This window comes from Paraburkholderia sp. BL9I2N2 (assembly GCF_004339745.1).
Classification (GTDB): domain Bacteria; phylum Pseudomonadota; class Gammaproteobacteria; order Burkholderiales; family Burkholderiaceae; genus Paraburkholderia.
Genome location: NZ_SMGP01000001.1, coordinates 196,024 through 209,196, shown reverse-complemented (window position 1 = coordinate 209,196; position 13,173 = coordinate 196,024). Strand labels below are relative to the sequence as shown.

Below are 13,173 nucleotides of genomic sequence, written 5' to 3'. Positions count from 1 at the left end.
CGCGCTTTGTTGTAGCATGTGAATCCCCGGAATATTTCGCAGACGCCCAAGGCCGATGCTTTGCATGGGGCCGGAGTAAGCGCTAAAGCGCTAACTCCGGCCGACAAAGGAGACGTACACCATGAAAATCACCAAGCTCGAAACCTTCATCGTTCCGCCGCGCTGGTGCTTCCTGAAAATCGAAACCGACGAAGGCATCGTCGGCTGGGGCGAGCCGGTGGTCGAAGGCCGTGCGCACACGGTGGCGGCCGCGGTGGAGGAGCTGTCCGACTATCTGATCGGCAAAGACCCGCTTCTCATCGAAGACCATTGGCAAGTGATGTATCGGTCGGGCTTCTATCGCGGCGGCCCGATCACCATGAGCGCGATCGCCGGTGTCGACCAGGCGCTGTGGGACATCAAGGGCAAGCATCATGGCGTGCCGGTTCATGCGCTGCTCGGCGGCCAGGTGCGCGACAAGATCAAGGTGTATTCGTGGATCGGCGGCGACCGTCCGAGCGATGTTGCCAACAACGCGCGCGCCGTGGTCGAGCGCGGCTTCAAGGCCGTGAAGATGAACGGCTCGGAAGAACTGCAGATCATCGACACCTTCGACAAAGTGCAAGGCGTTATCAACAACGTCGCGGCCGTGCGCGAGGCGGTCGGACCGAACATCGGCATTGGCGTGGACTTCCACGGCCGCGTGCACAAGCCGATGGCCAAGGTGCTGGCGAAAGAACTCGACCCGTACAAGCTGCTCTTCATCGAAGAGCCAGTGCTGTCGGAGAACGCCGAAGCGCTGCGCGACATCGTCAACCAGACCAACACGCCGATCGCGCTGGGCGAGCGTCTGTATTCGCGCTGGGACTTCAAGCACATTCTGTCGGGTGGTTACGTCGACATCATTCAGCCGGATGCGTCGCACGCGGGCGGCATTACCGAGTGCCGCAAGATCGCGTCGATGGCGGAAGCCTACGACGTCGCGCTCGCGCTGCATTGCCCGCTCGGCCCGATCGCGCTGGCCACCTGCCTGCAGATCGACGCGGTGAGCTACAACGCGTTCATCCAGGAACAGAGCCTCGGCATCCACTACAACCAGGGCAACGACCTGCTCGACTACATCAGGAATCCGGAAGTCTTCAAATACGAAGACGGCTTCGTGTCGATTCCGCAAGGTCCGGGCCTCGGCATCGAGGTCAACGAAGAGAAGGTGCGGGAGATGGCGAAGGTCGGCCATCGCTGGCGCAATCCGGTGTGGCGTCACGAGGACGGCAGCGTCGCCGAATGGTAATTGCGTGAAGGAACGCCGCCCATGGGCGGCGTTTTTGTTTTTGCGTCGACGTTCATGTTTGCGTGTTCCGCGGCCCGTGGCGCCGGCAGAAAAACCAACAAGAGGACAACCTCAGTGGAGACAACCCACATCCAGACGCAAGCGACGGCCAAGCGCCACCGCCTCCTTGCGATGCTGTTCATCACCGTCGTCATCACGTATCTGGACCGCAGCAATCTGTCGATCGCCGCCACCGCGATCGCGCAGGACCTGCAACTCGATTCGACCCAGATGGGGTTGGTGTTTTCCGCGTTCGGCTGGTCATACGCACTGCTGCAAATTCCCGGCGGCATGCTGGTCGATCGCACGCGGCCGCGGCTTCTGCTCGCGCTGATCATCGGACTGTGGTCGCTGGCGACCATTCTGCAAGGCTTCGCCAGCGCGTTCGCGATGCTGCTTTCGCTGCGCGTGCTGCTCGGGGCGCTGGAGGCGCCCGCCTATCCCACGCTGAACCGTATCGTCACGACCTGGTTTCCGGATAGCGAACGGGCTCGCGCGATTGCCAGCTATACGTCCGGCCAGTATGTCGGGCTCGCGTTTCTGACGCCGGCGCTGGTTCTCACGCAACAGCATTTCGGTTGGCAAGGCGTGTTCTTTCTGACCGGCGCGATCGGCGTAGCGTGGGGGCTGGTTTGGTACGCGCTGTACCGTGAACCGTCCGAGGCTAAGGACGTCAACGAAGCCGAACTCGAAACGATCCGTGCAGGCGGCGGACTCGTCGAACTCGGCGACACACGTCGTCCCCGCGCGCGCTACAGCGCCGCCGACTGGCGCGCGGTGCTCGGCAATCGCAAGCTGTGGGGCGTCTACATCGGGCAGATCGCGGTGACCTCGACGCTGTGGTTCTTCCTCACCTGGTTTCCCACCTACCTCGTCAAGTACCGGCACATGGACTTTCTGAAGGCCGGCTTCATGGCGGCCGTGCCGTTTCTCGCTGCCTTCGTGGGCATTCTGGGTTCGGGCCTGTTGTCGGACTGGATGATCCGGCGCGGCGTGTCGGCCACGCTCGCTCGCAAGGTGCCGATCGTGACAGGCCTGCTGCTGTCCACGGCGATCGTCGGCGCAAACTATGTCGAGTCGCCCGCGATGGTGATCCTCTTCATGGCGATCGCGTTCTTCGGCAGCGGTTTTTCGTCGATCACATGGGTGCTGGTGTCGTCGATGGCGAAGAAGGAACTGCTCGGCCTCACCGGCGGCATGTTCAACCTGATGGGCAATCTGTCGTCGATCTGCGTACCGGTGGTGATCGGCTTGATCGTCAGGAACAACGACTTCCGCCCCGCGCTGGTGTTCATGAGCTGCGTCGGCGTGGTCGGCGCACTGTCGTATCTGTTCCTCGTGGGCAAGATCGAACGGATTCGTTAAAGCGGCCTTATCCCGCGCTTCGCGGCGCGGCCCGCGCGCTACGGTGACGTGGCGCGCGGGCCGTCGCAGTAACGCAACATCCCGGACCAAGTGGACTGAACCAAGCGTTTTCCGGGCTCTTCCCTGCTTCGTGGCATTCCTCGCAAAGCCTCCTCCAGAAAGGCTTTCAAGCCGTTTGTTCGGCATCAGACAGACTCATGGCCCGCTCCTTGCTGAAATGCATTCAAACGACAAATGCATCGGGGAAAATATGGGCGAATTCCTTCCAGACTATCTGCTCCGCGAACAAGCCGCCGTTGGTGCGTTGGTGGTGTTCGGCGTGCTGCGCATCCTCGGCGCGGCGCTCGCATTCGAACGCGGCTGGCGCATCTCGGTCGTCGAGAAATGCCTCATCGGCGCCGCGGTGGTGTACTGCCTGCCGCAACTGTTCGATCTCCTCACGCATATGTATGGCGCGCGCGCCGCGGGCGCCGAACTCGAAGGCAAAGCTGCGGGCTGCGCCACCGCGCTCTTTTGCGCGCCGATCCTCGGACACCGGCTCGGCCTCGAATAAGCGGAGGCTCACATGCGGCTGGCCGAGCGGCTCATGAGGCGGGCGCAACCCGCGTTTCGCGCAGGCGACGTCCTGAAACTCGAGTCAGGCGGCCGCCCGATGACCGTCGCCTGGAGCGGGCCGGTGCTATTCGCGCCGGGCAACTGGCTGATCTGCCAGTGGTTCAGCGAAGCCGGCGAGTTGCAGCAGGAGATGTTTCCGGACGAGACACTAGAGCGGGCGAGCCACGCACTCGCCGCCTGAAAAGAGTAGTAACGGATTGCTGGCCACCGCCAGGCGACCGTGTGTATTGCGCCGCACGCTTTTGCTGTGCGGCGCTTTTTTATGTGGTTGACGTGGCGGTTGCGGCACGTTGCAGAGCTGAACCCATGCGGACGCGGTTGCGGTTCAGTCGCCGTCGATCATGCTGCTCGCGTTGCGCATGACCTCGCGCCACGGCATCAACCGAGCGCCGCGAACGCCGGTACGCTATGCGACAACGCGGCCGCCGCGACGAACACGCCGATCATCGCCAGCGCTTCGAGATACAGCACGTTGACGAAGGTGTGAGCATCCATCGTCGAGGCCGTGCGGCGCAGGCGCGGCAGCGCCAAAAAGCGGTTGAGTCCGCCGAGCACGAGCGCGAGCGCGACCAGCGCAAGCTTGAGCGTCAGCACATGACCCCACGTGCTGAGTTCGATCGCCTCGAACGAGCCGCCCGAACCCCGTATCGCGTTGAAGATGCCGGAGAGCAGCACGAGCGCAACCGCCACCACCGACACGTTCGACACCTGAGTCGCCGTGCGGATCAACATGCCGCGCGCGGTCGAAGTGCCGAGCGCCGGCAGGACCGCGAGCCCCGCCGCCATCGCCAGACCGCCCCACACGCTGGTGACGAGCACATGCAGCGTTTGCATGGCGATCGCGGCCGAGGCCGGCCCGGCATCGGCTGCGTGACCCAGCGATGCCTTGCCCGCGGCGATCGCGATCACCGCGAGCCACAGCAGCGCGTTACGCAGCATGCCCGTACGACTGGCCATCGCCGTGCCGAGCAGCACCAGCGCGCCGGCAAACGCAAGGCTCCAGCCGTAACCGACATGGGTTTGCGTCAGCACGGTCGGCACTACGCCGATGGCGGCTGGCAACGCGACACCGCTCATCGACGCCGCCTGATACAGCAGCCAGCCGAGATCCGCGAGTACCAGCACGACGGTGGCCGTCAGCATCGAGCGTTGCGCGCGCAACCACGCGGGACGCGCGGGCGAGATCTTCTGCTGGGCGTCCTTCGCGAGCCACGCGCCGAGCAACGCCGAACCGACGGCAAACGCAAACGCGACGTTCATGAGCGCGGCCATGGCGACCTGCCCGATCCAGAGTCCGTCGATGCTCATTTGACGATAAACGCAAAGTCGCCTTGGGTACGGTGGCCGTCCGTGGCTACCGCGATCCAGTGCACCGCATAGCGGCCGGCATTCAACGACGGCAGCGGCAGATGCATGACCTTGGCGTCATCCTTATCGACCTGCGACTCGGCCGGCGCGGCCGCCTTGCCGCTCGTGTCGGCAAGCGCGATCCTGCTGAAAGCCGGCTCGAGCGGCTCGGTGAAATGGATCGTCACTTCGGTGGGCGCGCTGACTTCGGCGTTGGCCGCCGGCTCGCTCGAGGTCAGATGCGCATGGGCGAATGCCGTGGACGTCGCAAGCAGCGCCGCGGCGCCGAGCATCGAGGCTCGTAACGCCGGGCGGGAAAAATTAAGTAGCTTCATGTAGGGCCGATAGCGGATGATCAGGAAAACGGTGGGCGTCGGACCCGGGCACATCGAGGCCGGACAAAGCCCGGCGCGCCCGGAAGTGTACGCTTCGATGGTTCGCGCGGGCGTCGGTTCAACCTGGTTTATGGATAGATCGGCCGGGCCCGAGGCTTGCGCCGTTGATCGCGCAGACGAATTTGGGATAACAGGCGAGTCGCTCGAAGCTGTCGTGCGCGTCAAACTGTCGCATGGCTGTGACAGCCGGAACCTTCTCTAATGAGCCAAATAGTCACCATCACCCTTCGATGATAGAATGCTGCGTCGCCGCAGCGCCGGCTGCCCTTCACACCGAGCCGCTCGAAGTTCGGTCAGGTCCCCGATTTTGATGGAGTTACGCGTGTCTTCAAGACGCATTTTCCGCCCGTTGCTCGCCCTTCTGCTGATCGGCTCCGCGGGCGTTTATAGCGCTGCGAAAGCGCAGACTCAACCGAAGGCCCCCGATACGATGGAAGCGCGCGTGCAAGGCTGCACGGCCTGCCACGGCTCGCATGGCCAAGGTACCGACAACGACTACTTCCCGCGCCTGGCGGGCAAGCCGGCCGACTATCTGTACAACCAGCTGCAGAATTTCCGCGAAGGGCGCCGTAAATATCCGCCCATGAACTACCTCGTCACGTACCTCTCGGACGACTACCTTCATCAGATCGCCACGTACTTCTCGCAACAGCGTCCTCCGTATCCGCCGCCGGCCAAGCCGACGGTGTCGTCGAGCACGCTCGCGCGCGGCCAGCAGATCGTGCTGAACGGCGACGCCTCCAAGCAGATTCCGGCTTGCGCGGCTTGCCACGGCAAGGGTTTGACCGGTATGGAACCCGCTATCCCGGGTCTGGTCGGTCTGCACTCCGACTACATCAGCGCCCAGCTCGGCGCATGGCGCTCAGGCTCGCGCCATGCCATCGCGCCTGATTGCATGCACACCATCGCCACGCGCCTGACCGACGATGACGTGAACGCCGTCGCTTCATGGCTTTCCACGCAACAGGCTCCGCAAAACCCCGTGCCGGCTCCGGCCCGCTCGATGAAGACTCCGCTTGCCTGCGGCAGCGAACCGCAATAAGGCACCGGGAGAGACACTCAAATGAAACGCAAGTCTTTGTTCGCCCTCTCGGCAGTCGTCGTCGTTGCGGCCGCCGCACTCGTTCCCGTCCTGTGGTCGGGCGGCGACCATCTGCATAACGGCACGGCCATGGCGGCAACGCCCGCCGACCAGGCCGCGCTGATCAAGAAGGGCGAGTATCTCGCCCGCGCCGGCGACTGTATCGCCTGCCACACGGTGCGCGGCGGCAAGCAGTTCGCCGGCGGTCTGCCCATGGCCACGCCGTTCGGCACGATGTTCACGCCGAACATCACGCCTGACGACCAGTACGGTATCGGCAAGTGGACGCAGGACGACTTCTACCGCGCCATGCACACCGGCCGTTCGAAAGACGGCAGCCTGCTGTATCCGGGCTTCCCGTTCACCAGCTACACGAAGGTCACGCGCGCCGACTCGGACGCGATCTACGCGTACCTGCGTTCGGTCACGCCGGTCAACGTGGCGAGCCGTCCGCATGAACTGAAATTCCCGTTCAATCAGCGCAACATGCTGATCGGCTGGCGCACGCTGTTCTTCCGTGAAGGCGAGTACAAGCCGGATCCGACCAAGTCGGTCGAATGGAACCGCGGCGCGTACCTGATCGAAGGCCTCGGCCACTGCGGCATGTGCCACACGTCGATCAACGCCATGGGCGGCCCGGTGAGCTCGGCGGCGTTTGCCGGCGGCCTGATCCCGCTGCAGAACTGGTACGCACCGTCGCTCACGTCGAACAAGGAAGCCGGCCTCGGCGACTGGGAAACCAAAGACATCGCCGATCTGCTGAAGACCGGCGTGTCGAACCGCGGCGCGGTGTTCGGTCCGATGGCTGAAGTGGTCCACAACAGCCTGCAGTACATGTCGGACGCGGACATCAACGCGATGGCCACGTACCTGAAGACGATTCCGCAGAAGAGCGAAGCGCCTGAACCGCTGCAGCTCGAAACGTCGGAAAAGTTCGGCGGCGAACTGTTGAAGCAAGGTCAGAAGATCTACGCTGACAACTGTGCGAAGTGTCACGCGGAAAATGGCCTCGGCATGCCGCCGTCCTTCCCGCCGCTCGCGAACAACCAGTCGATTCAGATGCCGTCGGCGGTCAACCCGATCCGTATGGTGCTGAACGGCGGCTACCCGCCGAGCACGGATGGCAACCCGCATCCGTATGGCATGCCGCCGTTCGCGCAAGCGCTGTCGAATCAGGAAGTCGCGGCGGTTGTGACGTACATCCGTATGTCGTGGGGCAACCACGGTACGGCCGTGTCACCGCAGCAAGTGTCCGATCTGCGTTCGGCGCCGCTCGACTAAGCAGCGTTCGTAGCATCCGGGGCGCGGCCTGCGAAATTCGCGGCCGCGCCCTTCGCTTTTTCAGGACCGGTATCATGGGGCATGATTAAGCCTTATGAAATCGCGCAGGAGAGAAGAATCGTGCATGTCGGGGAGCGTTTCAACAGCATTACCCACCTCGTCGGCGCCGTGCTGTCGGTGGCGGGTCTTGCAACGCTCGTGACGATGGGCGCGCTCGACGGCGACGCGTACAAGGTGGTCAGCTTCAGCGTGTACGGTGCGATGCTGTTCGTGCTGTATGCTATCTCGACGCTTTACCACAGCGTGCGCAATCCGCGCGTGAAAGCAGTTCTGCAGAAATGCGACCATTCGGCGATCTACCTGCTGATCGCCGGCAGCTACACCCCGTTCACGCTCGTCACATTGCGCGGACCGTGGGGCTGGTCGCTATTCGGCGTAAGCTGGGGGCTTGCCGCTCTCGGCATCGTGCAGGAATTGACGCTGGGGCGACGCACCCGCAGCGTTTCGATGGTGCTGTATGTCTTGATGGGATGGCTCGCGCTCGTTGCCGTCCGCCCGCTGGTACAAGCCTTACCGGCAGCGGGTACCGCCTGGCTCGTGGCCGGCGGAGTCATCTACAGCGCCGGCATCTACTTCTTCATCAACGACGAGCGCATCCGGCACGGACATGGTATCTGGCACCTGTTCGTACTGGCGGGCAGTCTGTGTCAATTCGTCAGTGTCGCGCGCTACGTCGCGTGACACCCCACGGCGGCGAAATGCAACTTAAGGCCAGTCAACGTGTCTGCATAGCGCGTTGAAGCATTCGGCACGCGTTTCCCGCGTGCCGCCGATTTCTCTGCGAACGGAACTGGGCTTCGGCCTCGAACACGCCAAGCGGGTGTGTTCATGCGGCATTTATGCCTGCCGGGTCCATGTGTGCCGTTCGCGAAACTGCATTGCAAAGATCTTTTATGTCTTTTGATTCCCTCGGCTTGTCCGAACCGTTGGTCCGCGCTGTACACGAACTCGGCTACACCACTCCGACTCCGATCCAGACGCAAGCGATTCCCGCCGTGCTCAACGGCGGCGACCTGCTGGCCGGCGCGCAAACCGGCACCGGCAAGACCGCCGGCTTCACGTTGCCGATCCTGCAACGTCTGAACTCCATGCCCGCCGTTGCAACCGGCTCGGGCAAGCGCGCGGTGCGCGCGCTGATCCTCACGCCCACGCGTGAATTGGCCGCGCAGGTCGAAGAAAGCGTGCGCGCCTACGGCAAGTATCTGAAGCTGAAGTCGACCGTGATGTTCGGTGGCGTCGGCATCAATCCGCAGATCGGCGCACTGCGCAGCGGCGTGGATATTGTCGTCGCGACGCCGGGACGTTTGCTCGACCACATGCAGCAGAAGACCATCGACCTGTCGCATCTCGAGATTCTCGTGCTCGACGAAGCCGATCGCATGCTCGACATGGGCTTCATCCACGACATCAAGCGCGTGCTGGCGAAGCTGCCGCCGAAGCGGCAGAACCTGCTGTTCTCGGCCACCTTCTCCGACGAGATCAAGACGCTCGCCGACAATCTGCTCGACTCGCCGGCGCTGATCGAAGTCGCGCGCCGCAATACGACGGCGGAAACGGTCGCGCAGAAGATTCACCCGGTGGATCGCGACAAGAAGCGCGAACTGCTCACGCATCTGATCAAGCAACACAACTGGTTCCAGGTGCTGGTGTTCACGCGCACCAAGCACGGCGCCAACCGTCTTGCCGAACAACTGACCAAGGACGGCATCAACTCCCTGGCGATTCACGGCAACAAGAGCCAGTCGGCCCGTACGCGCGCGCTCGCCGAATTCAAGGACGGCACGCTGCAAGTGCTGGTCGCGACCGACATCGCCGCGCGTGGCATCGATATCGATCAGCTGCCGCACGTGGTCAACTACGATCTGCCGAACGTGCCGGAAGACTACGTGCACCGCATCGGCCGCACGGGCCGCGCGGGCGCGACGGGCGAAGCGATCTCGCTGGTGTGCGTCGACGAACTGCAATTGCTGAAGGACATCGAGAAGCTGATCAAGCGTCCGGTGCCGCAGGAAGTGATCGCCGGTTTCGAACCGGACCCGACCGCAAAGCCGGAACCGATTCTGCGTCGCGGCCAGGGTGGCGGCGGCGGTGGTGGCGGTCGTTCGCCGCGTCAGGGTCAAGGCGCACCGAAACGTGACGACGGTCGGCGTGACGGCGCGGGTTCCGCGAAACCGGCGCAGCGCTCGGGTCAACGCCCCACAAACGGTCAACAGCAGCCGAAGCCGCAAGGCGCGAAGCCGGCCGGCAACGGCGGCCAGCCGCGTCGTGACGGTCAGCGTCACGACGACCGGCCGCGCGCCGTCGCGCATGAAGGCAGCGCCGCGCAGCACGCGCCGCGCAAGCCGCAGGGCGCGAAGCCGCAAGGCGGCAATCCGGGTGCGTTGCTGGGCGGCGCGAAGCCGCGCAACGACGCGCCGCGCGGCGGCCATCCCACGCGCAGCGGCCAGCGCGGCCGCTAAGCGTCGAAACCGCCCGCTTGTTCGCCGTAGTCCTTGCGTTTGAGGACTACCGGCCGGCACCGGCGGCGGCTTGCTTCAGGTGCTCGATCTGCTGTTCCCATCGGTCGAGCACCACCTCTCCCTCCCCTTCCAGCTCGAACGTAATGCCGCTCGTCAGGCGCGCATAACGGACGCTTTGCGCGTCCGCCGTGTCGATCGAACCATGCAGATAGATGAGCCCACTGGCGTCGCCAGCGACGCTCGCTAGCGGCGTCATGAGCAACTGCACCTGATAGAACGCCTCGTCGCAAACAAAGGTGAGCGCTGCGCGGCCGCTCTGCGCAATGGCGCGCGTCGCCCTGGCTTGCGGCCACAGCGCAATGCATAGCGTGCGCGAATCAGGCGCATACAACTCGCCGACGCCGAGCAGCGACGTGCGCACATGGCCATTCGAATCGACGCTCAGCAGCGACGCGGTGAAACCCATCTTGCTGGCGAGCGACGAACCGTCGAACAACGCGCGCACGGCATCGGGCCATTCATCGAACACGTTCTGTTCGAGCGGACGTTCGGCTGCGGGGGAATCGCTCATGGTGTCGATCCGGTGAGAAGTGAGCCAGCCTGCATCATGCCTTGAAAAGCAAATGACCCGCATGAGCGGGCCATTTGCAACACCAGGCATTTACGCCAGGCGATCAGCGAAAGAACACGTGCTGCGTGATTTTGGCAAGCGGGTAATGCACGCCTGGCTGAATCCGCGCGGGCAGATCGAGCGGCTTGAGCAGCATCTTCACACACATGTCGGCCGACAGATTGCGCCGCACCAGCGCATTGATCCGCGCCGCGCGCTCGCGGTTATAAGTTGAGTCGTGCACACGCTCCGGATAACGAGTCGCGAAGACGTGGCGCAAGGCAATCTCCGAATCTTCGTTCTTGATCTCCATGACGCGGCGCATCAGCGCACCCAGCACCGCAAGCCGGCCGTTGCCTTCGATCTTGTTGTACTTCTTGAAGTACTTGAAAAAGTGTTTGTAGTGACGCACTTCGTCGGTGCGGATGTTGTCGGTGATCTGCTTGAGGACCGGCTCGTCCGAGCATTCACCGATCGCGCGATACAAGGTCGCCGTGCCGGTTTCGACCACGCAGCGCGCGACCATCTCGAGCGCGCGGGTCTTTTCGAAGTCCTCCACTGAACAGGTCAGCGAATACTCTTCCATGAAATTACGAAAGGCCGTGTCCCAGTCGAATTCGGGCCACACGTAAGCGATATACGTCTTGAGCGCGCGGCCATGCTGCAATTCTTCCGGCTCCCACTCCTGGTTGAGCCAGGCCGAGACTTCAGGATCGCCGTTGAAAAACGTGCTGAGATTGCTGGTGTACAGATCGGAGCCGCTTTCGATAAACGAAGACGCGCACAGCAGCAGCAGCAAATCTTCGTTGGCGACGGCCTTTTGCCGATCAATGCGGGTGAGGTCGATGTCCTCGATCCGCCAGGGCATGACATGGTTCAGCTCTGTGTGCATCGTGTCTTGCTCCGAAAGCTGTATCGACTCGCGGAGCATGCTCGAAACCGCCCGCTCTCGGCCGGGCCGGTCCGCCGTGTCTGATACAGCGCCTTGAATTAGAGTTAACCCCTTGTATCTTGCATCTTAGTCGGTGTTTCGCAACTCTGCAGATAACCCAGCACAGACCATGCCGAGCCGCCGCAGTTCCAATTGCGGGATAGTCCAAACATTCGGTCGGACAAAGGCGCGGTGCGCGAGGCACAAAAAAAGCCAGCTCGAAGAGCTGGCTTGAGTCTGTCGATGCCTCGTCAAGCAGGTTTGGCGGGCACGGCGGCGCTTCGATCAAGCGGCGCGAGGCTCGCGATCAGGCGATCTGAACGCTTTGCATCAGTCGTACGCGACGCATGCGCCAGGCAACGACTACGAGCGAGAGGCCCGACAGCACCGCGGCGATTAACACGTAGTAACTTGGCGCAAGTTTGTCGCCGGTCAAATGAATGAACGTCTCGACGATCGTGGGCGCGAAGCCGCCGAAAATCGTCACGCCGATGCTGTAACCGATTGAAAGGCCCGTCGAGCGCACCTGCGTCGGAAAGATCTCGGACATCAATGCAGGCATCGGGCCGGAATACGCCGCCTTGAAAATGCCCGCCGTGCCCTGCAACAACAGCAACCACCCGATGGTCGGATGAGACTGCAGCAACGCGAACATCGGATAGATCAGCGTCCCCATCAGAATCGACGTGGTTAGCATGATGCGAATCCGGCCGATGCGATCGGACAACGCGCCCATCACCGGCGAGAGCAGGAATTGCAGGCCGCCGTTGAGCACCACCACGCCGAACGATGCCGCTGCCGGCATGTGCAGCTGCTTGACGGCGTACATCGGCATGTAGAGCTGCAGCACATACACGCCCACCGTGGATTGCGCGACGATGCCCACCGCGAGCAGCAAATTGACCCACTGGCTGGCGAACGACGCGTCCTTGTCTTCGCTCACCGTCGAGCGAGCCCCGGCCGCTTCGCGCGCCTCGCGCAGCGCGAGGAACTCCGGCGTCTCGTCGAGATGCGAGCGGATGTAATAGCCCACCGGACCGACCAGCAAACCGAACACGAACGGAAGGCGCCAGCCCCAGTCATTCAGTTGCGCGGGCGGCAGCCACGCCGTCAGCAGCGAGCCAAACGCGGCTGCGGTGATCGCGGCGAGCCCCTGGCTCGCGAACTGCCAACTGGCGTAGTAGCCGCGGCGCGACGCGCTATGCTCGACCATGAAGGCGGTCGCGCTGCCGAACTCGCCGCCCACCGCGAAGCCTTGCACGAGCCGCGCGAGCAGAATCAGGATCGGTGCGGCGATGCCGATCGACGCATACGGCGGCATCACCGCCATCGTGAAGGTGCCGACCATCATCAGCGCGATGGCGAACGTCAGCGCCGCCTTGCGGCCCTTGCGGTCGCCGTAAATGCCCAGCACAACCGCACCCAGCGGCCGCATCAGGAACGAAATGCCGAAAGTGGCGATGGCGAGCAGCGTGGAGAGCCACTCGTCCTGCATCGGGAAAAACTGTTTGGCGATGATGGTCGCGAAGTAGCCGTAGACTAGGAAGTCGAACCACTCGAGCGCATTGCCGACCGACGACGAAAACACGATCCGCCGCACCATCGCTTTGGAAAGCGGCGCGGGCGCGGAATGAGGGGAAGCTGTCGCCGAGGGCGACGCGTGGGTCTGCATGATGTCTCCTGCTCTGTCTGATGCTCGATGCCTGGCGTGCGGGAAGCC

Annotated in this window: 13 protein-coding genes; 8 read left to right on the top strand and 5 right to left on the bottom strand. The window is 63.3% G+C overall.

The genetic code is table 11. From position 1 onward, the window contains the following. The first annotated feature begins 121 nt into the window (after positions 1-121). The 4 genes from dgoD to B0G74_RS00945 all read left to right on the top strand — a co-directional run bounded on the left by dgoD (position 122) and on the right by B0G74_RS00945 (position 3,470). On the top strand, positions 122-1,270 hold the full coding sequence (dgoD, locus tag B0G74_RS00960) for a galactonate dehydratase (protein ID WP_116139217.1): 1,149 nt from the start codon (positions 122-124) through the stop codon (positions 1,268-1,270). Positions 1,271-1,441: 171 nt separating this feature from the next. Continuing rightward, positions 1,442-2,674 carry an MFS transporter gene (locus tag B0G74_RS00955; RefSeq protein WP_243658241.1) on the top strand — a complete coding sequence of 411 codons (1,233 nt, stop codon included), beginning with the start codon at positions 1,442-1,444 and terminating at the stop codon, positions 2,672-2,674. A 250-nt stretch (positions 2,675-2,924) separates the two neighbouring features. Continuing rightward, the gene (locus B0G74_RS00950; protein WP_132373200.1) at positions 2,925-3,227 is read left to right on the top strand and encodes a hypothetical protein; all 303 of its coding nucleotides are present in this window, start codon (positions 2,925-2,927) and stop codon (positions 3,225-3,227) included. A gap of 12 nt (positions 3,228-3,239) precedes the next feature. Further along, entirely contained in the window at positions 3,240-3,470 is a 231-nt protein-coding gene (locus tag B0G74_RS00945) for a YodC family protein (RefSeq protein WP_132373198.1), read from the top strand. A 197-nt stretch (positions 3,471-3,667) separates the two neighbouring features. Here the strand turns inward: B0G74_RS00945 and B0G74_RS00940 are convergent, their stop codons facing one another. Together B0G74_RS00940 and copC are read right to left on the bottom strand one after the other, a co-directional pair. Further along, positions 3,668-4,597: a CopD family protein gene (locus B0G74_RS00940; RefSeq protein WP_132373196.1), complete on the bottom strand. Its 930-nt coding sequence runs from the start codon at positions 4,595-4,597 to the stop codon at positions 3,668-3,670. Continuing rightward, positions 4,594-4,971: a copper homeostasis periplasmic binding protein CopC gene (gene copC, locus B0G74_RS00935; protein WP_132373194.1), complete on the bottom strand. Its 378-nt coding sequence runs from the start codon at positions 4,969-4,971 to the stop codon at positions 4,594-4,596. The genes B0G74_RS00940 and copC overlap by 4 nt, the downstream gene beginning before the upstream one ends. A gap of 370 nt (positions 4,972-5,341) precedes the next feature. Here copC and B0G74_RS00930 point away from each other — a divergent pair, with 370 nt between their 5' ends. The 4 genes from B0G74_RS00930 to B0G74_RS00915 all read left to right on the top strand — a co-directional run bounded on the left by B0G74_RS00930 (position 5,342) and on the right by B0G74_RS00915 (position 9,912). Continuing rightward, positions 5,342-6,073 carry a c-type cytochrome gene (locus B0G74_RS00930; RefSeq protein ID WP_132376810.1) on the top strand — a complete coding sequence of 244 codons (732 nt, stop codon included), beginning with the start codon at positions 5,342-5,344 and terminating at the stop codon, positions 6,071-6,073. Positions 6,074-6,094: 21 nt separating this feature from the next. Then, positions 6,095-7,393: a cytochrome c gene (locus tag B0G74_RS00925; protein WP_132373192.1), complete on the top strand. Its 1,299-nt coding sequence runs from the start codon at positions 6,095-6,097 to the stop codon at positions 7,391-7,393. A 120-nt stretch (positions 7,394-7,513) separates the two neighbouring features. Next, on the top strand, positions 7,514-8,134 hold the full coding sequence (locus tag B0G74_RS00920) for a hemolysin III family protein (RefSeq protein WP_093635539.1): 621 nt from the start codon (positions 7,514-7,516) through the stop codon (positions 8,132-8,134). A 212-nt stretch (positions 8,135-8,346) separates the two neighbouring features. Beyond that, entirely contained in the window at positions 8,347-9,912 is a 1,566-nt protein-coding gene (locus B0G74_RS00915; RefSeq protein WP_132373190.1) for a DEAD/DEAH box helicase, read from the top strand. 46 nt (positions 9,913-9,958) lie between these two features. Here B0G74_RS00915 and B0G74_RS00910 read toward each other — a convergent pair whose 3' ends face one another. From B0G74_RS00910 to B0G74_RS00900, 3 genes are all read right to left on the bottom strand, one after another. Further along, positions 9,959-10,483, bottom strand: a complete 525-nt coding sequence (locus tag B0G74_RS00910; RefSeq protein ID WP_132373188.1) for a hypothetical protein — start codon at positions 10,481-10,483, stop codon at positions 9,959-9,961. 103 nt (positions 10,484-10,586) lie between these two features. Continuing rightward, the gene (locus B0G74_RS00905; protein ID WP_012434272.1) at positions 10,587-11,414 is read right to left on the bottom strand and encodes a ferritin-like domain-containing protein; all 828 of its coding nucleotides are present in this window, start codon (positions 11,412-11,414) and stop codon (positions 10,587-10,589) included. A gap of 346 nt (positions 11,415-11,760) precedes the next feature. Continuing rightward, on the bottom strand, positions 11,761-13,125 hold the full coding sequence (locus B0G74_RS00900) for an MFS transporter (RefSeq protein ID WP_132373186.1): 1,365 nt from the start codon (positions 13,123-13,125) through the stop codon (positions 11,761-11,763). Positions 13,126-13,173: the final 48 nt, after the last annotated feature.

Bases quoted from the DNA above. Each gene is read 5' to 3' on its own strand.
- dgoD (WP_116139217.1), top strand. From the start codon at position 122: ATGAAAATCACCAAGCTCGAAACCTTCATCGTTCCGCCGCGCTGGTGC.
- B0G74_RS00955 (WP_243658241.1), top strand. From the start codon at position 1,442: ATGCTGTTCATCACCGTCGTCATCACGTATCTGGACCGCAGCAATCTG.
- B0G74_RS00950 (WP_132373200.1), top strand. From the start codon at position 2,925: ATGGGCGAATTCCTTCCAGACTATCTGCTCCGCGAACAAGCCGCCGTT.
- B0G74_RS00945 (WP_132373198.1), top strand. From the start codon at position 3,240: ATGCGGCTGGCCGAGCGGCTCATGAGGCGGGCGCAACCCGCGTTTCGC.
- B0G74_RS00940 (WP_132373196.1), bottom strand. From the start codon at position 4,597: ATGAGCATCGACGGACTCTGGATCGGGCAGGTCGCCATGGCCGCGCTC.
- copC (WP_132373194.1), bottom strand. From the start codon at position 4,971: ATGAAGCTACTTAATTTTTCCCGCCCGGCGTTACGAGCCTCGATGCTC.
- B0G74_RS00930 (WP_132376810.1), top strand. From the start codon at position 5,342: ATGGAGTTACGCGTGTCTTCAAGACGCATTTTCCGCCCGTTGCTCGCC.
- B0G74_RS00925 (WP_132373192.1), top strand. From the start codon at position 6,095: ATGAAACGCAAGTCTTTGTTCGCCCTCTCGGCAGTCGTCGTCGTTGCG.
- B0G74_RS00915 (WP_132373190.1), top strand. From the start codon at position 8,347: ATGTCTTTTGATTCCCTCGGCTTGTCCGAACCGTTGGTCCGCGCTGTA.
- B0G74_RS00910 (WP_132373188.1), bottom strand. From the start codon at position 10,483: ATGAGCGATTCCCCCGCAGCCGAACGTCCGCTCGAACAGAACGTGTTC.
- B0G74_RS00905 (WP_012434272.1), bottom strand. From the start codon at position 11,414: ATGCACACAGAGCTGAACCATGTCATGCCCTGGCGGATCGAGGACATC.
- B0G74_RS00900 (WP_132373186.1), bottom strand. From the start codon at position 13,125: ATGCAGACCCACGCGTCGCCCTCGGCGACAGCTTCCCCTCATTCCGCG.